This is a genomic window from Streptomyces sp. NPDC055815 (assembly GCF_053616475.1).
The window spans coordinates 1-21,488 of record NZ_JBSHDU010000081.1 but is presented as its reverse complement, the minus strand read 5'-3'; the positions used below and the strand labels follow the sequence as shown (position 1 = coordinate 21,488).

At 70.6% G+C, this 21,488-nt stretch carries 21 protein-coding genes and 2 pseudogenes; 12 read left to right on the top strand and 11 right to left on the bottom strand.

All coding sequences use genetic code 11. The features are described from left to right. Positions 1 to 10 precede the first annotated feature (10 nt). The 3 genes from ACWGN5_RS34495 to ACWGN5_RS34485 are packed head-to-tail and all read left to right on the top strand — an operon-like array spanning position 11 to position 4,046. Positions 11 to 1,945 (top strand): acetyl/propionyl/methylcrotonyl-CoA carboxylase subunit alpha, encoded by a 1,935-nt coding sequence (locus ACWGN5_RS34495; RefSeq protein ID WP_453522350.1) that lies wholly within the window; start codon positions 11 to 13, stop codon positions 1,943 to 1,945. Beyond that, positions 1,942 to 2,877 carry a hydroxymethylglutaryl-CoA lyase gene (locus ACWGN5_RS34490; RefSeq protein ID WP_369144372.1) on the top strand — a complete coding sequence of 312 codons (936 nt, stop codon included), beginning with the start codon at positions 1,942 to 1,944 and terminating at the stop codon, positions 2,875 to 2,877. The genes ACWGN5_RS34495 and ACWGN5_RS34490 overlap by 4 nt, the downstream gene beginning before the upstream one ends. Before the next feature lie 8 nt (positions 2,878 to 2,885). Further along, positions 2,886 to 4,046: an acyl-CoA dehydrogenase family protein gene (locus tag ACWGN5_RS34485; RefSeq protein ID WP_453522349.1), complete on the top strand. Its 1,161-nt coding sequence runs from the start codon at positions 2,886 to 2,888 to the stop codon at positions 4,044 to 4,046. A gap of 535 nt (positions 4,047 to 4,581) precedes the next feature. Here ACWGN5_RS34485 and ACWGN5_RS34480 read toward each other — a convergent pair. The 3 genes and pseudogenes from ACWGN5_RS34480 to ACWGN5_RS34470 form a co-directional block, all read right to left on the bottom strand. Continuing rightward, a complete protein-coding gene (locus ACWGN5_RS34480; RefSeq protein WP_453522348.1) occupies positions 4,582 to 4,896 on the bottom strand; it encodes a hypothetical protein in 315 nt (104 codons plus the stop codon). Between the two features lie 30 nt (positions 4,897 to 4,926). Beyond that, the gene (locus tag ACWGN5_RS34475) at positions 4,927 to 5,298 is read right to left on the bottom strand and encodes a hypothetical protein (RefSeq protein WP_453522347.1); all 372 of its coding nucleotides are present in this window, start codon (positions 5,296 to 5,298) and stop codon (positions 4,927 to 4,929) included. Between the two features lie 107 nt (positions 5,299 to 5,405). Then, positions 5,406 to 5,942: pseudogene (locus tag ACWGN5_RS34470) on the bottom strand (RNA-guided endonuclease InsQ/TnpB family protein); the annotation flags it as partial. 200 nt (positions 5,943 to 6,142) lie between these two features. On the opposite strand from ACWGN5_RS34470, the gene ACWGN5_RS34465 reads away from it, so the two are divergent. The 5 genes from ACWGN5_RS34465 (at position 6,143) to ACWGN5_RS34445 (ending at position 12,266) form a co-directional block, all read left to right on the top strand. Continuing rightward, positions 6,143 to 6,997, top strand: coding sequence for a siderophore-interacting protein (locus ACWGN5_RS34465; RefSeq protein ID WP_453522346.1), 855 nt, complete (start codon positions 6,143 to 6,145; stop codon positions 6,995 to 6,997). Positions 6,998 to 7,254: 257 nt separating this feature from the next. Next, positions 7,255 to 8,694 (top strand): pyridoxal phosphate-dependent decarboxylase family protein, encoded by a 1,440-nt coding sequence (locus ACWGN5_RS34460; RefSeq protein WP_453522345.1) that lies wholly within the window; start codon positions 7,255 to 7,257, stop codon positions 8,692 to 8,694. Further along, positions 8,681 to 9,964: a lysine N(6)-hydroxylase/L-ornithine N(5)-oxygenase family protein gene (locus ACWGN5_RS34455; RefSeq protein WP_453522344.1), complete on the top strand. Its 1,284-nt coding sequence runs from the start codon at positions 8,681 to 8,683 to the stop codon at positions 9,962 to 9,964. Before ACWGN5_RS34460 ends, ACWGN5_RS34455 begins: the two co-directional genes overlap by 14 nt. Beyond that, positions 9,961 to 10,500 carry a GNAT family N-acetyltransferase gene (locus ACWGN5_RS34450; protein ID WP_453522343.1) on the top strand — a complete coding sequence of 180 codons (540 nt, stop codon included), beginning with the start codon at positions 9,961 to 9,963 and terminating at the stop codon, positions 10,498 to 10,500. The genes ACWGN5_RS34455 and ACWGN5_RS34450 overlap by 4 nt, the downstream gene beginning before the upstream one ends. After that, positions 10,497 to 12,266, top strand: a complete 1,770-nt coding sequence (locus ACWGN5_RS34445; RefSeq protein WP_453522342.1) for an IucA/IucC family protein — start codon at positions 10,497 to 10,499, stop codon at positions 12,264 to 12,266. The genes ACWGN5_RS34450 and ACWGN5_RS34445 overlap by 4 nt, the downstream gene beginning before the upstream one ends. 120 nt (positions 12,267 to 12,386) lie before the next feature. Here ACWGN5_RS34445 and ACWGN5_RS34440 read toward each other — a convergent pair whose 3' ends face one another. From ACWGN5_RS34440 to ACWGN5_RS34420, 5 genes and pseudogenes are all read right to left on the bottom strand, one after another. Continuing rightward, on the bottom strand, positions 12,387 to 12,731 hold the full coding sequence (locus ACWGN5_RS34440; protein WP_453522363.1) for a hypothetical protein: 345 nt from the start codon (positions 12,729 to 12,731) through the stop codon (positions 12,387 to 12,389). An 85-nt stretch (positions 12,732 to 12,816) separates the two neighbouring features. After that, positions 12,817 to 13,074, bottom strand: a pseudogene (locus ACWGN5_RS34435) (JmjC domain-containing protein); the annotation flags it as partial. Next, positions 13,071 to 13,481 (bottom strand): hypothetical protein, encoded by a 411-nt coding sequence (locus tag ACWGN5_RS34430; protein WP_453522341.1) that lies wholly within the window; start codon positions 13,479 to 13,481, stop codon positions 13,071 to 13,073. The gene ACWGN5_RS34430 and the pseudogene ACWGN5_RS34435, both read right to left, overlap by 4 nt. 68 nt (positions 13,482 to 13,549) lie before the next feature. Continuing rightward, on the bottom strand, positions 13,550 to 13,759 hold the full coding sequence (locus tag ACWGN5_RS34425; RefSeq protein ID WP_453522340.1) for a DUF397 domain-containing protein: 210 nt from the start codon (positions 13,757 to 13,759) through the stop codon (positions 13,550 to 13,552). Between the two features lie 181 nt (positions 13,760 to 13,940). Beyond that, on the bottom strand, positions 13,941 to 14,381 hold the full coding sequence (locus ACWGN5_RS34420; RefSeq protein WP_453522339.1) for a hypothetical protein: 441 nt from the start codon (positions 14,379 to 14,381) through the stop codon (positions 13,941 to 13,943). 103 nt (positions 14,382 to 14,484) lie between these two features. On the opposite strand from ACWGN5_RS34420, the gene ACWGN5_RS34415 reads away from it, so the two are divergent. Together ACWGN5_RS34415 and ACWGN5_RS34410 are read left to right on the top strand one after the other, a co-directional pair. After that, complete coding sequence (locus ACWGN5_RS34415) at positions 14,485 to 15,324, top strand: helix-turn-helix domain-containing protein (protein ID WP_453522338.1); 840 nt, start codon at positions 14,485 to 14,487, stop codon at positions 15,322 to 15,324. After that, the gene (locus ACWGN5_RS34410) at positions 15,321 to 15,521 is read left to right on the top strand and encodes a DUF397 domain-containing protein (RefSeq protein ID WP_453522337.1); all 201 of its coding nucleotides are present in this window, start codon (positions 15,321 to 15,323) and stop codon (positions 15,519 to 15,521) included. The genes ACWGN5_RS34415 and ACWGN5_RS34410 overlap by 4 nt, the downstream gene beginning before the upstream one ends. Positions 15,522 to 15,588: 67 nt before the next feature. On the opposite strand, the gene ACWGN5_RS34405 is transcribed toward ACWGN5_RS34410, so the two are convergent. Beyond that, a complete protein-coding gene (locus ACWGN5_RS34405; RefSeq protein ID WP_453522336.1) occupies positions 15,589 to 17,229 on the bottom strand; it encodes a beta-N-acetylhexosaminidase in 1,641 nt (546 codons plus the stop codon). A 195-nt stretch (positions 17,230 to 17,424) separates the two neighbouring features. On the opposite strand from ACWGN5_RS34405, the gene ACWGN5_RS34400 reads away from it, so the two are divergent. Next, positions 17,425 to 17,700: a hypothetical protein gene (locus tag ACWGN5_RS34400; protein ID WP_030210307.1), complete on the top strand. Its 276-nt coding sequence runs from the start codon at positions 17,425 to 17,427 to the stop codon at positions 17,698 to 17,700. A 37-nt stretch (positions 17,701 to 17,737) separates the two neighbouring features. Continuing rightward, positions 17,738 to 19,555 (top strand): glutamine--fructose-6-phosphate transaminase (isomerizing), encoded by a 1,818-nt coding sequence (gene glmS, locus ACWGN5_RS34395; protein ID WP_369144392.1) that lies wholly within the window; start codon positions 17,738 to 17,740, stop codon positions 19,553 to 19,555. Between the two features lie 203 nt (positions 19,556 to 19,758). Here glmS and ACWGN5_RS34390 read toward each other — a convergent pair whose 3' ends face one another. Together ACWGN5_RS34390 and ACWGN5_RS34385 are read right to left on the bottom strand one after the other, a co-directional pair. Next, entirely contained in the window at positions 19,759 to 20,322 is a 564-nt protein-coding gene (locus tag ACWGN5_RS34390; protein ID WP_392153710.1) for a GPR1/FUN34/YaaH family transporter, read from the bottom strand. Between the two features lie 171 nt (positions 20,323 to 20,493). Continuing rightward, on the bottom strand, positions 20,494 to 21,015 hold the full coding sequence (locus tag ACWGN5_RS34385; protein ID WP_123452601.1) for a universal stress protein: 522 nt from the start codon (positions 21,013 to 21,015) through the stop codon (positions 20,494 to 20,496). Between the last annotated feature and the right edge of the window lie 473 nt (positions 21,016 to 21,488).

Genomic DNA, 21,488 nt, shown 5'->3' with positions numbered 1-21,488 from the left:
CTCCCAGAAGATGCAGAGCATGTTCGACACCGTCCTCGTGGCCAACCGGGGCGAGATCGCCGTCCGCGTCATCCGCACCCTGCGGGAGCTGGGCGTCCGCTCCGTGGCCGTGTACAGCGACGCGGACGCCGACGCCCGGCACGTACGGGAGGCGGACACGGCGGTACGGATCGGTCCGCCGCCGGCCGCCGAGTCCTATCTGTCCGTCCCGGCCCTGCTCGACGCGGCCCGGCGGACCGGGGCGCAGGCCGTCCACCCCGGCTACGGCTTCCTCGCGGAGAACGCCGGCTTCGCGCAGGCCTGCGCGGACGCGGGCCTCGTCTTCATCGGTCCCTCCGCCGAGGCGATCGCCCTCATGGGCGACAAGATCCGGGCGAAGGCGACCGTGAAGGCCGCCGGCGTGCCGGTCGTGCCCGGCGCCGCCGACCCGGAGATCGCCGCCGCGGCCCGCGAACTGGGCGCGCCCGTCCTGCTGAAGCCCAGCGCGGGCGGCGGCGGCAAGGGCATGCGCCTGGTGCGGGACCTGGCGGTCCTGGACGAGGAGATCGCGGCGGCCCGCCGCGAGGCGCGGGCGTCCTTCGGCGACGACACGCTGCTCGTGGAGCGGTGGATCGACCGGCCGCGGCACATCGAGATCCAGGTCCTCGCGGACGCCCACGGGAACGTGGTGCACCTGGGCGAGCGCGAGTGCTCGCTCCAGCGCCGCCACCAGAAGATCATCGAGGAGGCGCCGAGCGTCCTCCTCGACGAGACGACCCGCGCGGCGATGGGCGCGGCGGCCGTGGAGGCCGCGCGGTCCTGCGGCTATGTCGGCGCGGGGACGGTCGAGTTCATCGTCCCGGGCGGTGACCCGTCCGCGTACTACTTCATGGAGATGAACACCCGCCTCCAGGTCGAGCACCCGGTGACGGAGCTCATCACGGGCCTGGACCTGGTGGAGTGGCAGCTGCGGGTGGCGGCGGGCGAGAAGCTCCCCTTCGCGCAGTCCGAGATCACCCTCGACGGCTGGGCGGTCGAGGCCCGCATCTGCGCCGAGGACCCCGCGCGCGGGTTCCTGCCCTCGGGCGGCACGGTCCTCGCCCTGAACGAGCCGCAGGGGAACGGCGTCCGCACGGACTCGGGCCTCTCGGAGGGCGCGGAGGTCTCCTCCCTCTACGACCCGATGCTGTCGAAGGTCATCGTCCACGCGGCCGACCGGCCGACGGCCCTGCGGAAGCTCCGCGCGGCCCTCGCCGACCTGGTCACCCTGGGCGTCCCCACCAACGCGGGCTTCCTCCGCCGCCTCCTCGCCCACCCGGACGTGGCGTCCGGGGCCATGGACACGGGCCTCGTGGAGCGGGAGGCGGAGGGCCTGGTCCCCCAGGGCGTGCCGGACGAGGTGTACGCGGCGGCGGCGGCCGTGCGGCTCGCGGAGCTGGCCCCGGCGCCCCGGGACGGCTGGACGGATCCGTTCGACGTGCCGAGCGGATGGCGCCTCGGCGGCACCGCGAAGGCGCTCGGCTTCCCGGTCCGCGTACCGGGTCTCGAACCCCAGACGGCGCAGGCCCCCGCGGGCTCCCGGGTCACGGTGACCGGGGTGACCGTCACTGTGGACGGCATCACCCACACCTTCCGCCGCGCGGGCGCCTGGCTCGGCCGGGACGGTGATTCCTGGCACGTCCTGGACCACGACCCCGTCGAGGCCGCGCTCTCCGGGGCCCGGCACGGGGGTGCCGACACGCTCGCCGCGCCCATGCCCGGCACCGTCACCGTCGTGAAGGTGGCCGTCGGGGACGAGGTCGAGGCCGGGCAGAGTCTGCTCGTCGTCGAGGCGATGAAGATGGAGCACGTCATCTCCGCCCCGCACGCCGGCACCGTCACCGAGCTGGACGTCACGCCCGGCACCACCGTCGCCATGGACCAGATCCTGGCCGTGGTCACGCCCCGCGAGGAGGCAGAGGCATGAGCACCGGACTGCCCATGACCGTCCCCGACCCCGCGCTCCCCGCCCGGGTCCGGATCCACGAGGTCGGTGCCCGGGACGGGCTGCAGAACGAGAAGACGGCCGTCCCGACCGAGGTGAAGGCCGAGTTCGTGCGGCGGCTCGCCGCGGCGGGCCTGACGACCATCGAGGCGACGAGCTTCGTGCACCCGAAGTGGGTGCCGCAGCTCGCCGACGCCGAGGAGCTGTTCCCGCAGGTCCGTGACCTCCCCGTACGGCTCCCGGTGCTCGTGCCGAACGAGCGCGGGCTCGACCGGGCGCTGGCCCTCGGCGCCCGTGAGGTCGCCGTGTTCGCCTCGGCGACCGAGTCCTTCGCGAAGGCCAACCTGAACCGGACCGTCGACGAGGCGCTGGCGATGTTCGCGCCGACCGTCACCCGGGCCATAGAGGCCGGTCTGAAGGTCCGCGGCTATCTCTCGATGTGCTTCGGCGACCCCTGGGAGGGCGCCGTCCCCGTCGAGCAGGTCGTCCGGGTGACGAAGGCCCTCGCCGACATGGGCTGCGACGAGCTGAGCCTCGGGGACACCATCGGGGTCGCGACCCCGGGCCACGTCCAGGCGCTTCTGACGGCCCTGAACGAGGGCGGCGTCCCCACCTCCCGTATCGCCGTGCACTTCCACGACACGTACGGGCAGGCCCTGTCCAACACCCTCGCGGCCCTGCGCCACGGGGTGACCACGGTCGACGCCTCCGCCGGCGGCCTCGGCGGCTGCCCGTACGCGAAGAGCGCGACCGGCAATCTCGCCACCGAGGACCTCGTGTGGATGCTCGACGGTCTCGGCATCGAGACCGGGGTCGATCTGGCCGCCCTCACCGCCACAAGCGTGTGGATGGCCGAACAGCTGGGCCGGCCCAGCCCCTCCCGTACCGTCCGCGCCCTCTCCCACAAGGAGTGACGAAAGACATGTCCCTCGACCACCGGCTCTCCGAAGAGCACGAGGAACTCCGCCGTACCGTCGAGGAGTTCGCCCACGACGTCGTGGCGCCGAAGATCGGCGACTTCTACGAGCGGCACGAGTTCCCGTACGAGATCGTCCGCGAGATGGGCCGCATGGGCCTGTTCGGGCTGCCGTTCCCCGAGGAGTACGGCGGCATGGGCGGCGACTACCTGGCGCTCGGCATCGCCCTGGAGGAGCTGGCCCGGGTCGACTCCTCCGTGGCCATCACCCTGGAGGCGGGCGTCTCGCTGGGCGCCATGCCGGTCTTCCGCTTCGGTACGGAGGAGCAGAAGCGCGAGTGGCTGCCGAAGCTGTGCTCCGGCGAGATGCTCGGCGCGTTCGGTCTGACCGAGCCCGGCGCGGGCAGTGACGCGGGCGGCACCCGCACCACGGCCGTACGCGACGGCGACGAGTGGGTCATCAACGGCTCGAAGTGCTTCATCACCAACTCCGGTACGGACATCACGGGTCTGGTGACGGTCACCGCGGTCACCGGCCGCAAGCCGGACGGGCGTCCGCTGATCTCCTCGATCATCGTGCCGTCGGGCACCCCGGGCTTCACGGTCGCCGCCCCGTACTCCAAGGTCGGCTGGAACGCCTCGGACACCCGTGAGCTCTCCTTCGACGACGTCCGCGTCCCGGTGGAGAACCTCCTCGGCGAGGAGGGCCGCGGGTACGCGCAGTTCCTGCGGATCCTGGACGAGGGCCGGGTCGCGATCGCGGCGCTCGCGACGGGCCTCGCGCAGGGCTGTGTGGACGAGTCGGTGAAGTACGCGAAGGAACGTCACGCCTTCGGTTCGCCGATCAGCACGTACCAGGCCGTCCAGTTCAAGATCGCCGACATGGAGATGAAGGCGCACATGGCCCGGATCGGCTGGCGGGACGCGGCTTCCCGTCTGGTCCTGGGCGAGTCGTTCAAGAAGGAGGCGGCGATCGCGAAGCTGTACTCCTCCACGGTGGCCGTGGACAACGCCCGCGAGGCGACCCAGATCCACGGCGGCTACGGCTTCATGAACGAGTACCCGGTGGCCCGCATGTGGCGCGACTCGAAGATCCTGGAGATCGGCGAGGGCACCAGCGAGGTCCAGCGGATGCTGATCGCCCGCGAGCTCGGCCTGCCCGCCTGACAGGGCGGCTGAGAGAGAAGGGGCGCGCGGCTCGGGCCGCGCGCCCCTTGTCGTTCCGCTAGCCGGCCGTCGCTCCGGCGCCCCGGCCGGGCGTGGTGTTCCACTCCCGGATCCGGGTGGCGGCGGCGCACCTCCTTGGCGGGGCGCCAGCCGACGAGGTCGCCGGTGTGCAGCTCCTCCACCTCGTAGTGGAAGCGGCGCACGACGTGGAGCAGGACGGTCTCGACGTCGCCGATCCACACCGGCACGTCGAGGCCGGTGCCGGACACCGAGCGCGTCCACACCTGGGAGTCGCGGTCGACGTTGGTCTGGATCGTCCAGCCGTTCGCGGAGGTCGCCGGGCGCTTGGGCTTCCGCGTCCCCGCGACGGCGGCCGTGGCGGCCCCCGTGCTAGGGGCGGCGGTGGCGGTGGCGGTGGCGGTGGCGGACAGGACCGGGCTCAGGGCGGCGGCCGCGCCCACGACGGCGGCGGTCCGGACGACCGTACGCCGCGTCATCTTCTGCTGCATGTGCTTCGTTCTCCTCTCAAGTCTTCTCAGAACAGCCCGATCGCGAAGAAAGGCGCCAGGGAAGCCACCGCGCACACCGTCCAGAACACGGCCCTCGACACCGGCGTGCGGCGCCTCAGGCGCACGTTCACCAGGCCCCAGACGAGGCCGTAGAGCCCGACGACCGGTACGACGATGACCAGCCACAGCCGCATGCCGTCGTTCTCGTTCGGGTCCTGCGTCGTCCACCCGAGGGCGGCGAGCGGCCCGTTGGCCAGGACGTACCAGACCAGGAAGACCGGAACGATTCCCGGCACGCCGAGCAACAGGTTCACCCCGGCCGGCACGAGCAGCTTCCTCATGTGCACATTCTTCGCGATCGGTGGGGGCCGCTAGACGCGGCAGAGCGCGTTGTAGTTCTCCAGGACCTGGTACAGGCCGACGAGCTCGCGGCCGTACTTCTCCGCCTTGGGCCCGGTGCCGTTGTACCGGCCGAGCAGCGCCTGCGTGTCGGCGAGGCTGGTGGTCAGCGACGGGCGGGCGATGCCGAGCTGGTGGGAGTTGTACATCGTGAGGTACGCGACGGACCGGATGTTGTACTCGGGGTCCTGGAACTGGTCCCAGACCGCCTTCTTGTCGTCGCTGGTCAGCGGGCTCGCGTTGAGGATGCCCTGCTGGACGCAGTAGTTCCGGGCCTGGATGGTCACCCAGGCGAAGATCTGGCCCCAGCCCGTGCTGCAGTCGTCGTCCAGGCCGGCCTGCACGGCCCCGTCGGCGAGCGCGTCGCCCGGGTTCAGCTTGCGCAGCTCCCACAGGACGGGGGCCTGGATGAGCGCCTTGCGGATCTTGAGCGTCCTGGCGAGGTTGGCGTCTCATCCGGCTCGGTCTCCACCACGAACGAGGCGAAGTACCTGCCGGCGGCGTCCTTGATCACGGTCACCGTGGACGGGACCGAGGGCAGGGAGCGGGACCACTTCACCCGCACATCGCCGATCTTCGGCAAGGACAGGTCCCCACCGGGCGTGATCTTCCAGCGCGCGTTGGCGGTGAACCGTACGGCCTGCCGGTTGTCCTTGCGGGACTTGAACCGGGGCGCGCCCATACGCGGGCGCTTGCCCTTGAGGCCGTCGAAGAAGTTCCGGCACTCGGTGTCCAGGTCCCGCAACGACTGCTGCAGCACCACGGCGGACACGCCGCCGAGCCACGCGCGCTCTTCGGTGAGCTTGGCCTCGGTGATCAGCAGCTTCGACAGGTCCCCGGTCCTGGGGAACGCCTCACCTGCGGCGCGGGCGGTCTCACGAGCCCGCAGGGCATCGTTGTAGACCACGCGCGCGCACCCGAACGCCTGGGCCGGCGCAGTGCGCTGGAGACCACTCGGGTACAGGCGGAAGCCGTACCTCAACTGCATACCGATCACCGTACTGCAGTTGGTTTATGACCAGATATCTGAACATTCGCACGACCTTCAAGGACGTCAACCTGACGCACATGGAGGAGATCACGCAGGCCGCTCACCGAAACGAGGAGCCCCCCTCCCGCAATCAGCCCGACCCCAGCAAGCAGATCCCCCCTGTTGATCATTATGAGGTTAGGCTAACCTACATTCCCATGACGAACGCCGAGACCGCCCCCTTCCAGTTCTTCTCCCTGCAGGTCGACCGGACACGGCGGCTCGGCCCGTCCCTGGTCAGGATCACCTTCACCGGGGACGACTTGAAGAACTTCGCCGCCGGGGGCCGCGACCAGTCGCTCTCCCTCTTCCTGCCGCACCCCGGCCAGAAAGCGCCGGTCCTGCCGCCCCTGGACAACCCGGACATGTACGCCATCCTGGGCACCTGGCGTGCGATGCCCGACGACGAGCGGGCCGTGATGCGCTCGTACACCGTCCGCGAGCAGCGCACGACCCCCGCGAACGAGGTCGACATCGACTTCGCGCTCCACGAGGACGGCGGCCCCGCCTGCCGCTGGGCGAGCCGCGCCGAACCCGGCGACCGGGTGGTCGTCCTGGGCCCGGCCGTCGCCGAGAACACCGGCGTCCGCTTCCAACTGCCCGAGGACGCCGACTCCGTACTGATCTGGGCCGACGAGACGGCCCTCCCCGCCGCCTCCGCGATCCTGGAGTGGCTGCCGGCCGAGACCCGCGCCCAGGTGTTCCTGGAGGTGCCGTTCTCCGGCGACCGGACGGAGCTCGCGACCGAGGCGGACGCCACGGTCACCTGGCTCGTACGGGAGGAGGGGGCGCCGTCCGCCGTGGACGCGGTGTCCGGCGTCGAGCTGCCCGGCGAGGCCCCGTACGTCTGGATCGCGGGCGAGTCCGGCTCGGTGAAGGCGCTGCGCCGCCACTTCGTACGGGAGCGGGGCCTCGACCGGCGGCGGGTCACGTTCGTCGGCTACTGGCGCAAGGGCCTGTCCGAGGACGCCCTGCGCGAGACCCCGGACGAGACGGCCCAGGACGAGGCGTAAGCCCCACGGGACCTTCCCGGGCTCTGCACCACCGGACCCCTGGGCTCTACCCCACGGGACCTTCCCGGGCTTGCCCCACGCCCCCCCTGGGCTCGCCGCCCCACGCCCCCGGGCTCGCCGCCCCACGGGACCCCTCAAGCCCCCCACAGGGCCGACGGCCCCCCATCCCTGACGGGTTGGGGGGCCGTTGTGCGTCTTAGTTAGGTTAGGCTAACCTCACCAAGACCGACCGAGTCCGCTCCCGGAAGGGCCCCCACATGCGCTCCCACCTGCTCAACGACACGACGGCGGAGTCATACCGACGCTCCGTCACCGAAGGAGTCGAGCGGGTGGCGAGGAAACTCGCCACGGCACGCGGACCGTTCACCGGCATCACCCCCGCCGAGCTCTCCCCCGTCGTCGACGCCGTCGACCTCGACCGGCCCCTCGGCGACGCCTCCGCCGCCCTCGACGAGCTGGAGAGCGTCTACCTCCGCGACGCCGTCTACTTCCACCACCCCCGCTACCTCGGGCACCTCAACTGCCCCGTGGTCATCCCCGCCGTCCTCGGCGAGGCCGTCCTCTCCGCCGTCAACTCCTCCCTCGACACCTGGGACCAGAGCGCCGGCGGCACCCTCATCGAGCGGAAACTGATCGACTGGACCACCGGCCGCATCGGCCTCGGCCCGCTCGCCGACGGCGTGTTCACCAGCGGCGGCACCCAGTCCAACCTCCAGGCGCTGCTCCTCGCCCGCGAGGAGGCCGGCAGCACCGACCTGTCGAAGCTGCGGATCTTCTCCTCCGAGTGCAGCCACTTCAGCGTCCAGAAGTCGGCCCAGCTGCTCGGCCTCGGCCGCGACGCCGTCATCGCCGTCCCCGTCGACGCGAACAAGCGGATGCAGTCCGTCGTCCTCGCCGCCGAGCTGGAGGCCTGCCGCGCCGAGGGCCTGATCCCGATGGCGATCGTCGCCACCGCCGGCACCACCGACTTCGGCTCCATCGACCCGCTGCCCGAGATCGCCGCCCTCGCCGCCGAGTACGGCGCCTGGATGCACGTCGACGCCGCCTACGGCTGCGGACTGCTCGCCTCCCGGACCCGCCGCCACCTCCTGGACGGCATCGAGCACGCCGACTCCGTCACCGTCGACTACCACAAGTCCTTCTTCCAGCCGGTGAGCTCCTCCGCCGTCCTGGTCCGCGACGGCGCCACCCTCCGCCACGCGACCTACCACGCGGACTACCTCAACCCGCTCCGGACGCTCGCCGAGCAGATCCCCAACCAGGTCGACAAATCCCTCCAGACCACCCGCCGCTTCGACGCGCTCAAGCTCTGGATGACCCTGCGCGTGATGGGCGCCGACGGCATCGGCGAGCTCTTCGACGAGGTCTGCGACCTGGCCCGCGAGGGCCACGCGCTGCTCGCCGCCGACCCGCGCTACGACGTCGTGGTCGAGCCGCAGCTCTCCACCCTCGTCTACCGCTACGTCCCCGAGGCCGCCGCGTCCCCCGAGGACGTCGACCGGGCCAACCTCCACGCCCGCAAGGCCCTGTTCGCCTCCGGCGAGGCCGTCGTCGCCGGCACCAAGGTCGACGGCCGCCAGTACCTGAAGTTCACCTTGCTCAACCCCGAGACCACCGCGGCCGACATCGCCGCCGTCCTCGATCTGATAGCCGGCCACGCCGAGCAGTACCTGGGAGAGAACCTTGTCCACGCCTGAGACGACCGAGACGTACGACTTCATCGGCATCGGGCTCGGTCCGTTCAACCTGGGCCTCGCCTGCCTGACCGAGCCGATCGCCGAACTGAACGGCCTCTTCCTGGAGTCGAAGCCGGACTTCGAGTGGCACTCGGGGATGTTCCTCGAAGGCGCCCACCTCCAGACCCCGTTCATGTCGGACCTGGTCACCCTCGCGGACCCGACCTCGCCGTACTCCTTCCTCAACTACCTGAAGGAGAAGGGCCGCCTCTACTCGTTCTACATCCGGGAGAACTTCTACCCGCTGCGGATCGAGTACAACGACTACTGCCGCTGGGCGGCCGGGAAGCTCACGTCGATCCGCTTCTCGACGACGGTGGCGTCGGTCGCGTACGAGGAGTCCGCAGAGCTCTACGTGATCACCACGGCCGGCGGTGAAACGTTCCGCTCGCGCCGTATCGTCCTCGGCACGGGCACCCCGCCGTACGTCCCCGAGACCTGCCGGGACCTCGGCGGCGACCTGATCCACAACTCGCGCTACCTCCCGAACAAGGAGGAGCTCCAGAAGAAGAAGTCGATCACCCTGGTCGGCAGCGGCCAGAGCGCGGCGGAGATCTACTACGACCTCCTGAGCGAGATCGACACCCACGGCTACCGGCTGAACTGGGTGACCCGCTCCCCCCGCTTCTTCCCCCTCGAATACACCAAGCTCACCCTGGAGATGACCTCCCCGGAGTACGTGGACTACTTCCACGCGCTGCCCGAGCGCACCCGGTACCGCCTGGAGACCGAGCAGAAGGGCCTGTTCAAGGGCATCGACGGCGGGCTGATCGACGCCATCTTCGACCTGCTCTACCAGAAGAACCTGGGCGGCCCGGTCCCCACGCGGCTCCTGACCAACGCGTCCCTGCACTCGGCCGCGTACGAGGAGACGACGGGCACGTACACGCTCGGCTTCCGCCAGGAGGAGCAGGAGAAGGACTTCGAGATCGAGACCGAGGGCCTGATCCTCGCCACCGGCTACAAGTACGCCGTCCCGGCCTTCCTCGAGCCGATCGAGGACCGTCTCCGCTTCGACGGCCAGGGCCGCTTCGACGTGGGCCGCAACTACGCGATCGACACCACGGGCCGCGGGATCTTCCTGCAGAACGCCGGCGTGCACACGCACTCGATCACGTCCCCGGACCTGGGCATGGGCCCGTACCGCAACGCGTACATCATCGGGGAGATGCTGGGTTCCGAGTACTACCCCGTAGAGAAGACCATCGCGTTCCAGGAGTTTTCCGTATGACCACCCAGACCGTCGAGATCCGCCCCCTCGACCCCGTCGAGGACGCGGAGCTGATCCACCCCTGGGTCACGCACCCGAAGGCCGCCTTCTGGATGATGCAGGAGGCGAAGCTCCAGGACGTCGAGCGCGAGTACATGGCGATCGCCGCCCACCCGCACCACGACGCCTTCATCGGCCTGGTCGACGGGGAGCCGGCCTTCCTGATGGAGCGGTACGACCCGTCGAAGCTGGAACTGGTCGGCCTGTACGAGCCGCGGCCCGGCGACGTGGGCATGCACTTCCTGGTCGCCCCGAGCGACACCCCCGTGCACGGCTTCACCCGCCGGGTGATCACCGCCGTGATGACGGAGCTGTTCGCCGACCCGGCGACGGCCCGCGTGGTCGTCGAGCCCGATGTCCGCAACAAGGCGGTGCACGCGCTCAACGAGGCCGTCGGCTTCGTGCCCGAGCGGGAGATCCAGAAGCCGGAGAAGAGGGCCCTGCTGAGCTTCTGCACCCGCGCCCAGTTCGAGACCGCCGTCGGAGCCTCCATATGAATCCCGTCGCACACCTCACGCCCGAGCGCTGGGCGGACGCCAACCGCGCCCTGATCCGCAAGGGACTCGCCGAGTTCGCCCACGAGCGGCTGCTGAACCCGAAGGAGCTGGGCGAGAGCCGCTACCAGGTCCTCAGCGACGACGGCGGCACCGAGTACCGCTTCACCGCCGACCGCTTCGCGCTCGACCACTGGCAGGTCTACCCCGACTCGATCAGCCGCCACCGCGGCGAGGAACAACTCCCCCTGGACGCACTCCAGTTCATCACCGAGCTGCGCGGCTCCCTGGGCCTGAGCGACGAGATCCTCCCCGTGTACCTGGAGGAGATCTCCTCCACCCTGGCCGGTACGGCGTACAAGGCGACCAAGCCGGCCGTGACCTCCGCCGAGCTGGCCCGCGCGGACTTCCAGGCGATCGAGACGGGGATGACCGAGGGCCACCCCTGCTTCGTCGCGAACAACGGACGGCTGGGCTTCGGAGTCGACGAGTACCGCGCGTACGCCCCCGAGGCGGCGAGCGAGATCCACCTGATCTGGCTGGCCGCGCACCGCGACCGGACCACGTTCACGGCGGGCGCGGACATCGCGTACGAGACCTTCATCCGCGCCGAGCTGGGCGACGCGGCGGTGGACGCCTTCGCGGCGACCCTGGCCGCCCAGGGCCTCGACCTCGCCGACTACCTCCTGATGCCGGCCCACCCCTGGCAGTGGTGGAACAAGCTGTCCGTCACCTTTGCGGCCGAGGTCGCGCAGCAGCGCCTGGTGTACCTGGGCGAGGGCGACGAGGCGTACCTGGCGCAGCAGTCGATCCGTACGTTCTTCAACAGCTCGGACCCGACGAAGCACTATGTGAAGACGGCCCTCTCGGTCCTCAACATGGGCTTCATGCGCGGTCTTTCGGCGGCGTACATGGAGGCGACCCCGGCGATCAACGACTGGCTGCACGGCCTGATCGCGTCGGATCCGGTCCTTCGGTCGGCCCGGTTCTCGATCATCCGCGAGCGGGCGGCGATCGGCTACCGGCACCTGGAGTACGAGGCCGCCACCGACCGCTACTCGCCCTACCGCAAGATGCTGGCGGCGCTCTGGCGCGAGTCCCCGGTGCCGACCCTGGCCGAGGGCGAGCGCCTGGCGACGATGGCCTCCCTCCTCCATGTGGACCGCGCGGGCGCGTCGTTCGCGGGCGCGCTGATCAAGGAGTCGGGCGAGGAGCCGACGGCCTGGCTCCGCCGGTACCTGGACGCCTACCTCCTGCCGATCCTGCACTGCTTCTACGCGTACGACCTGGTCTACATGCCGCACGGCGAGAACGTGATCCTCGTCCTGGACGAGCGGGGCGCGGTGGCCCGGGCGATCTTCAAGGACATCGCCGAGGAGATCTGCGTGATGGACCCGACGGCGGTCCTCCCGCCGGCGGTGGAGCGCATCCGCGCCGAGGTCCCGGAGGACATGAAGCTCCTCTCGGTCTTCACGGACGTCTTCGACTGCTTCTTCCGCTTCCTGGGGGCGACCCTGGCGGCGGAGGGCGTGCTGGCCGAGGACGACTTCTGGCGCACGGTGGCGGCGTGCGTGAAGGACTACCAGCGCGCGAACCCGGCCCTGTCGGACCGCTTCACGCAGTACGACCTGTTCGAGGAGACCTTCGCGCTGTCGGCCCTGAACCGCCTCCAGCTCCGCAACAACAAGCAGATGGTCGACCTGGCGGACCCGTCGGCGGCCCTCCAGCTGGTCGGCGACCTGACAAACCCGATCGCCCGCTTCGCCTGACCTTCCCCGAACCGATGTGAGCCCCGCCGGAGTACGGTCCTCCGACGGGGCTCACATCCGCCCGCGCTCAGCCGGGTGCGAGCCTGGCCGGGAGGCACGCGGCACGGCCCCGCGCTGCATCTAGGCCCTCTGCTGACGAGCCGTCGGCTCGCGTCCCGTGACGCCGTAGGGGCAGTGCTCCCCCACCCCACGCGGACACGTGATGAGCGCGCGGGACACGTACTGCTGGGCCTTGGAGTAGTACCCCTGGACCACATCGCACCCTGCCGCCGGCCGCAGCGATTCCCGGACTCGCTGCAGGCGGTCCCAGACCGGGAAGTGCTCCTGGTCCACGGGAGGGTTCTGTGTCAGCTCCCCCTCGATCCAGGAGACCGCCGCTTCCACGGCGGTGTACGTGGCCACGACCTGGCCGGCGGGGCGGCGCAGCCAGTCCTTGATCTCGATCGGCGGGTAGTCGGCCGGCACTTCGCCACGCCTGATCGCCGAGTCCGGATACGACGGACAAGACCTCGCGCGTCATCTCGGACGCGAGCCAGTGGAAGGTGCGCTCCTTGAGCGCGAACGTCAGATGCAGTGAGGGCTGGTCCCCGACGGTGTGCGGCGAGTGGACGTAGCCGCGCGGCAGCCAGAAGACGTCGCCGGGTTCGAGCGTGAACGTCCGGGCGGGAGCGGTGTGGGCGAGGTAGTGCCGCTCGTCCGGGGTGAATCCCCGTTCCAGGAAGTTCCCGTGTTCCGTCATCGGGTGCTCGACGAAGGGCGGTTGCAGCGGCCAGGCCTTCCGCCCGGAGAGCTGGACGATCAGCGTCACGTACGGGCGTGGTACTTGAGCCCCTGTGCTCCCGGCGGCGTCAGGTACGCGTTCACGTGCACCAGGCAGCCCGTCTCGTCCTGGATCTCGCGTCGCAGCACGCTCAGGGACGGCTTGACCGTCTGAAGCTGCCGGACCGAGACCGTGCCCCCGCCTTCGAGGTGGGCGCGGATCGCACCGGGGCGGGGCATCTCGCCTTCGATGCACGTGTACCGCTCCAGGACCTTCCCGTCCTTGAGGAGGACGACGTTCCGGGCGGGGAGGCACTCGGCGTCCACCAGTTCCTCGACCTCGTCGAGGGACCACAGGCGGGCCAGGGTGGCGGGATCACGGTGGAAGAGCATCGGCCGGTCGGGCCAGTTCTTGAGGATCTCCGGGACATCGTCCACGAGATCGGCCAGCGTCATGCTGACTCCTTCGGGGTGGGTGAGGAGAGCGAACGGGCCCCGCGCGTGTGGCGGGGCCCCGTCTCGGGTCAGCCGGCCGCGTCGACCTTGGCGATCCAGCCGCGCGCGAAGGCGGTGATCTCCTCCGCGCTCATCCGCAGCTCCCGGCCGGCCCCCTCGGGCTTCGTGTCACCGAGCGCGTACCCGCCCCCGCGCAGCTCGGCGAGGCTGATGCAGCTCTCCATGTTTCCGTCGTTGTCCGTTCCGCCCCCGCAGAGCGCGGCGAACTCGCCGGACACCTCCCGCTAGTACAGATCGCTCATTACTGTGGATCTCCTGTCTCTCTTCGAAGGGACTGGGTCCCGCCCCCGGACGGTCTTGCCGGACATCACCGGGGGCGGGACATGACCGCTCCCCGTTAACGAGGGGGCGGAGTCGTGGGGCATCGCCCGCGTGGGGGCGTGCGGAGTTGTTCGCAGGTCAGGGCGTCACCGTGCGCATCTTCGGCGGGTCGTGCGGGTGGTTGCGGATCTCCACCACGCAGTCCACGGCGGCGGATTCGTCGTGCTGCGGGCCCGTGCCCATGCAGAGGTCGAACCTCTGCGCCAGCTGCGCACACGGCGTGCAGCCGGGGACCGGCTCGGGCCGGGGGCGGAGCTCGTGGTCGGCGGAGAGGACGAGTTTCGGCACGGGGGTGGTGAGGACACGGATCCTCGACCACTCGTCCTCGGTCGGTGCGCGCAGGTTGTCGGGCGCCGCGACCCACTCGGCCCCGCCGCCCGGTGGGTGCAGGTAGACGCTCCCGGCCTGGGTGCGCGAGACCCTGCCGAGTCGGGTCAGGCCACCGCCGGTGTCGACCACGAAGTCGCCGGCGGCGGGTGGGGGTTGATGGGGGGTCGGGGGAACGCTCTGAGCGGGCACCTTGACTCCTCTCCGTAGCCGTTTCGCTACCGGGGTGCCTCAGAGCGGCCTACAGTCAGGAGTCGTTCAACTTGCCAGCACAGCACGGAAAGTTGGTGGCGGCTTGGTCAACCTCAAGGAGCTGAACCCGGAGAGCAGCCCGCAAGCAGCGTTCGGGGCACGGTTACGCAAGGCACGGGAAGCCCGGGGATGGAACCAGGAGGAACTGGGCGCCCACATGGGCTATTCCGGCACCCATGTCTCCGCCGTGGAAACTGGCCGCAAGATGCCGACTCTTCGCTTTGCGCGCAGTGTGGACAGCGCCTTCGGTACGGGCGAAACGACCGACACCTTCGAGAAGCAGTGGCGCGAGATCCGAAACGGCAGCCTGCTGGAGGGCTTCCCTGAGTACGTCGGCTACGAGGGTCGCGCGGCGGAGATCCGGTTGTACGAGGTGGGCATCATCCATGGTCTGCTCCAGACGGCGGAGTACGCGTCCGTACTCGCCGAGAACGCCGTCAGACGAGGGGCGGCCACGCCGGACCAGGCGAGCGAGCGCCTCGCCCTCATCTCGGAACGGCAAGCGGCCCTTGCCCGCACTCCCCCACCGCAGGTCTTCGTCGTGCTCGACGAGAGCTGCGTCCGTCGCCCCATCGGGGAACCCGATGTCATGGACGCCCAGTTGGCGCGACTGATCGAGTTCGCCGAGCTGCCGAACACCGTGCTCCAGGTCGCCCCCTTCACGATGGGAGCACGGAGGCCGTTCAACCTGCCCATAACCGTGCTGACGCTGCCGGATCGTTCGCTGATGTCCTACGCCGAGTCCGCCCAGCGGGGGCATCTCGAACGGGAAACCACCTCGGTGTTGCCCATGCTGACGGCCTACCATCAGCTGCAGGCCGAAGCCCCGTCCCAGAGGGAATCCGTGGCCATGATCAACCAGGTACGAAAGGGCATCTCGTGACGACCGAATCCCCCCACTGGTTCACGTCCTCCTACAGCGACAATGGCGGCCAGTGCGTCGAGGTCGCCACCAACCTCGTCACCTCCCACGACACCGTCCCCGTCCGCGACTCCAAGCGTCCCGACGGCCCTGTTCTCACTGTCCCCACCGCCGCGTTCGTCGCCTTCGTGGCCGGCGTCAAGGACGGCACCGTCTGACCGGCCGCACTCACGCGAAACGCCCGGCCAGGTCTCCCCGGCCGGGCGTTCTGCGACTACGTACCGGCTATTCCCCCGGCCACGGCACCTGCGGGGAGCGGTAGTACGGGATGCCGAGGGCGTCGAAGCGGGGGGCCTGTTCCGCGAGCCTCGTCCTGTACGACTCCCAGTCGTGGGTGGAGGCCGGGGACCAGCCCAGTTCCGCGACGCCCGGGAGGCGGGGGAAGGCCATGACGTCGAGGTCTCCGGTGGAGGTGAGGGTTTCCGTCCACAGGGGGGCCTCGACGCCGCGGATCGCGGTTTCCGGGGCGCCCGCCAGGTAGGTCGCCGGGTTCCAGTCGTAGGAGCGGCGGACCTCCACGTAGCCCGCCCAGGCCAGGCCGAGGGGGGTGTCCTTGGTGTACTTCATGTCCAGGTACGTGCGGTCGGCGGGCGAGAGGATCAGGCCCGTGCCGTTCCTGGCGGCGGCGGCCACCCGCTCCTTCTCCGCCTCGGGGGTGCGGTCCAGGCCCCAGTACTGGACGAGGGCTCCCTTCGCCGGGGTCGCGCCGGTCAGCTGGTGCCAGCCGACGACGGTCTTGCCGTACTTGGCGACGATCGGCTGGACCTTGTCCATGAAGGCCACGTAGTCCTCGTGGCTGGTCGAGTGGGCCTCGTCGCCGCCAATGTGGAGGTAGCGGCCGGGGGTGAGGGCGGCGATCTCGCGGATCACGTCGTCCACGAAGTCGTACGTGACGGGCTTGGGCACGCAGAGCGAGCTGAAGCCGACCTTGGTGCCCGTGTAGAGGGGAGGGGCCACGCCGTCGCAGGTCAGGTCGGCGTACGAGGCGAGCGCGGCGTTCGTGTGGCCCGGCATGTCGATCTCGGGGACGACCTCCTGGTAGCGGGAGGCGGCGTACTCGACGATCTCGCGGTACTGGGCCTTGGTGTAGAAGCCGCCGGGGCCGCCGCCGACCTCGGTGGAGCCGCCGTGGGTGGTGAGCAGGGGCCGGGAGTCGACGGCGATGCGCCAGCCCTGGTCGTCGGTGAGGTGCAGGTGGAGGGTGTTCACCTTGTAGAGGGCGAGCTGGTCGATGTACCGCTTGACCTCGTCGACGGTGAAGAAGTGGCGGGCGACGTCGAGCATGGCGCCCCGGTAGGCGTAGCGCGGGGTGTCGGTGACGGTGCCGCCGGCGATCTTCCAGGGGCCGGGCTGGACGCTCTTGCGTTCGACGGCGGAGGGCAGCTGCTGGCGGAGGGTCTGGACGCCGCGGAAGAGGCCCGCGGGTTCGCGGGCGGTGAGGGTGAGGCCCTCGGGTGCGGAGCGCAGCCGGTAGCCCTCGTCGCCGAGGGCGGTCTCGTCGGGGTCGAGGCGGAGCCGGATGCCGCGGCCCGCGGCGCGGTCGTCGACGACGGGCAGGGGGAAGCCGGTGGCGGGGCGGAGGAGTCCGGCGAGGTAGCGGCCGATGGCCTGGGAGTCGCCGGAGGTCTTGTCGATGCCGATGCGGGTGGTGGTGGTGAGGGTGTAGGGCTCGCCCTCGGGGGTGACGGAGGCTGGTACGGGCACGATCCGGCCGAGCGGGCGCACCTCGGGCTCGGTGGCGGCGCTGCCGGGGGCCTTGCCGTCGGCGCTCTCGCTGTCGGCGGCGGCCTCGCCGCAGCCGACGCCGGCGGTGGCGAACAGGAGCAGGGATCCGATCAGGCGCGGAATCGTCAGGCGCTGTCTCACAGGCGGGCTCCCCTTCGGGTGAGATCTACACGTCCGTCGTTCTCTATATCCCGCTGGCCACCATGCGTACCGCGACGCCCACTCCGGGTCAAGGTCTGGACCAAGGGGCCGGTTCTCCGCGCGGACCAGGGCACGCTTGCCCGAATTCGGGCAGGATTCTTGCGGAAGGCAGGGGTGACCCCTCAGTATTCACGGGTGCTCGAACGCCGCCCGTCGCACGACGACCTCATCGACCACCTGGTCCGCAGCACCGCGCTCCAGCGCGGTGAGGCCGCCCGGGTGGTGCTCGACGTGCTGGCGTACTTCGACGAGACGACCGAGGAGTTCGTCCGCCGCCGTCACCGCGAACTGCAGTCCGGCGGCGCCGTGAACGCCGAGATCTTCGAACGGATCGCGGCGGAGCTGCCGCACCGGGCGGTGGCGCCACCGGAGCTCTCGCTCCGGCAGCTGCGCCGGATCGTCTACGGCTGAGCAGCACCTGTCACTTACCTGGAGGGGTTTCACCTTTATGTGCGGAATTGTCGGTTACATCGGTAAGCGCGACGTCGCCCCGCTGCTGCTCGAAGGCCTCGCGCGCCTCGAGTACCGGGGTTACGACTCGGCCGGCATGGTCGTCACCAGCCCGAAGGCCTCCGGCCTGAAGATGGTGAAGGCCAAGGGCCGTGTCCGTGACCTGGAGGCCAAGGTCCCCAAGCGCTTCACCGGCACCACCGGCATCGCGCACACCCGCTGGGCCACCCACGGCGCCCCGAGCGACATCAACTCGCACCCGCACCTCGACCCGGAGAACAAGGTCGCGGTCGTCCACAACGGCATCGTGGACAACGCCCAGGAGCTCCGCGCCAAGCTGGAGGCCGACGGCGTCGTCTTCGCCTCCGAGACGGACACCGAGGTCATCACCCACCTCATCGCCCGCTCCCAGGCCGAGACCCTCGAGGAGAAGGTCCGCGAGGCGCTCAAGGTCATCGAGGGCACCTACGGCATCGCCGTGATGCACGCCGACTTCAACGACCGCATCGTGGTCGCCCGCAACGGCTCCCCGGTCATCCTCGGCATCGGCGAGAAGGAGATGCTCGTCGCCTCCGACGTCGCCGCCCTGATCGCCCACACCCGCCAGGTCGTCACCCTCGACGACGGCGAGATGGCCACCCTCAAGGCCGACGACTTCCGCACCTACACGACCTCGGGCGCCTCCACCACGGCCACCCCCGAGACCGTCGAGTGGGAGGCCGCCTCCTACGACATGGGCGGCCACGACACCTTCATGCACAAGGAGATCTCCGAGCAGCCCGACGCGGTCGACCGCGTGCTGCGCGGCCGGATCGACGACCGCTTCTCCACCGTGCACCTGGGCGGCCTGAACCTGGACCCGCGCGAGGCCCGCACCATCCGCCGCATCAAGATCCTCGGCTGCGGCACCTCGTACCACGCCGGCCTCATCGGCGCCGGGCTCATCGAGTCCATGGCCCGCATCCCCGCCGACGCCGAGCCGGCCTCGGAGTTCCGCTACCGCAACCCGGTCGTGGACCCCGACACCCTCTACATCGCCGTCTCCCAGTCCGGTGAGACCTACGACGTGCTCGCCGCCGTCCAGGAGCTCAAGCGGAAGGGCGCCCGCGTCCTCGGCGTCGTCAACGTCGTCGGCTCCGCCATCGCCCGCGAGGCCGACGGCGGCGTGTACGTGCACGCCGGCCCCGAGGTCTGCGTCGTCTCCACCAAGTGCTTCACCAACACGGTCACCGCCTTCGCGCTGCTCGCCCTGCACCTGGGCCGCATCCGCGACCTGTCCGTCACCGACGGCAAGCGGATCATCGAGGGCCTGCGCAAGCTGCCCTCGCAGATCGAGGAGATCCTCAAGACCGAGGAGCAGATCAAGGAGATCGCCGCGGAGTACGCCGGCGCCCAGTCGATGATGTTCATCGGCCGTGTGCGCGGCTACCCCGTCGCCCTGGAGGCCTCCCTCAAGCTGAAGGAGATCTCCTACATCCACGCCGAGGCGTACCCGGCCTCCGAGCTGAAGCACGGCCCGCTCGCCCTCATCGAGCCGGCCCTGCCGACCGTCGCGATCGTCCCCGACGACGACCTGCTGGAGAAGAACCGCGCCGCCCTGGAGGAGATCAAGGCCCGCAGCGGCCGCATCCTCGCGGTCGCGCACCAGCCGCAGGCCAAGGCCGACCACACCATCGTCGTCCCGAAGAACGAGGACGAGCTGGACCCGATCCTCATGGGCATCCCGCTCCAGCTCCTCGCCTACCACACGGCGCTCGCCATGGGCCGTGACATCGACAAGCCGCGCAACCTGGCGAAGTCCGTCACCGTCGAGTAGGCCCACCCGGCCCCCTCAGCCGTCGCGGCCGAGGCGGGGCCGCCGGGCCTGTCCCCCGGCGCCCCGCCCCTCCGGGCCTGTCCCCCGGAGCCTCGGCCGGACACGGCAGCGGTCCCCGTGCACACACCTCCCGTGCACGGGGACCGCTGTGTTTCCTGTCGTACGGGTGGACCTCAGCCCGCGGCCGGGGCAGCGGGTGGACCTCAGCCCGCGGCCGGGGCACCGCCCGCCGCGCGACGCAGGGCCGTCGGCCAGCCGGCGACCGCGGCCGTGGCGCCGTACCAGGCGACCAGACCCGCGACTGCGGCCACCCAGCCGCCCGCCTTCCCGAGCCCGCCGTTGTCGGCGAGGGCGCCGATGCCGAGCAGCAGCAGCGCGACGAACAGCAGCCCGTACACGCCCTGTCCGAACAGTCCGCTGCCCGCGGCGGCCATGGTCAGCGTGAGCGCGAGGAGCGCCCACAGGAGCAGGAAGAGCCCCATGGCGTCGGCCGAGGCGTGCCCGCCGGCTCCGCTGCCCCAGGTGAACCAGAAGGCGCCGAGCGCCGCGTACGCCGTGCCTTCGCCCTTGTCGCCCGCGCGCAGGGCGAGCAGTCCGACGAGGAAGAGCGTCACGCCGCCGACCCAGGTGGCGAGACCCGCGGCATCCGCTGCCGCGACGTTGTCGATGACACCGGTTCCGCCCAGGCCGAAGGCCAGCAGGGTCAGTCCGAGTGCCAGGTGGCCGAGCGTGGAGGTGGTGTTTCCCGCGGCGACTTCGTTGTTCACGGCGGGCTCCCTTCAGGTGTGCAGTTGTCCTGCGTGAGCTGCTGCGTTCCGTGACCTTTATGTACCCTTCACAAGCACTCAATTCACCTGAGGAAGGCCGAATTTATGGCCGGATGACGGCAGTTGAGGGAGCGGACTGACGGGCCGTCGGGGCGTACGGGGCGTCTGCGGCTACGGGATGACGATGACGGGCCGCTGCGCGCGGCGCGCGAGACGGCCGGCGACCGAGCCGAAGATCCGGCCGACGATCCCGTGCGTGGAGCCGACCACGATCGCGTCGGCCGAGTACTCCCGGCCGACCTCCTCCAGCTCGTGGCAGATGTCCCCGCCGCGCTCGACCAGGATCCACGGCACCTCGGAGAGGTGGTCGGCGCAGGCCAGCTCAAGGCCGAGGACCTCGGTGCGGTGGTCCGGGACGTCGACGAAGACGGGCGGCTCGCAGCCGGCCCACACCGTGGTGGGCAGCCGGTTGGCCACGTGCACGATGATCAGGCCCGATCCGGATCGGCGGGCCATGCCGATGGCGTACGCGAGGGCGCGCTCACTGGACGTCGAGCCGTCGAAGCCGACGACGACCCCGTGCCGGAAGGCCGGGTCGCAGGCATGACGTGGCTGTTCTACCGCGAGGGGGTCGACCGTGGAATCGGCGACGCGCTTGCGGTCCGCGGGTTCGGGGAATTCGTGACCGGCCATCGGTGTCTCGGCGAAGAAGGTCCTCGTGGGAAGGGACGGGGAAAGGAGGGGACGAACGACGGGTGGCGGCGGAGCTGTGTCCGGGAATCATCTTCCCAAGCCCATACCCCCAAGGGTACGGCGACACTCCTCTCCTGCCCAGAGCCCGCCGTGCCACACCCGGCGTGCCCGCCGCTCGCGCGCGGCGTTCCAGGGAGCATGCACGAGGGGCTCGGGATCTGGCAATGCCGGATGTGCCCTACAGGCGTCCGTACGGGGGCCAAACGGACGTCGCCGAGAGTGACCGGAACGTTCCGCTCCTCGTTGCCACAGGTCCAGCCCACCGTCGCAGGGAGCCCGCCCGTGCCCGCACCATCGACCGCCGCCGGCCAGACCTCCGCCACCCCCGCCCGCCCGCTCGGCGCGCCCCGCGGCCGCCGCCGGGCCCCCGCCCTCCCGCCGACCCCCGGCCCGGAGCCGGAGCCGGGCACGGG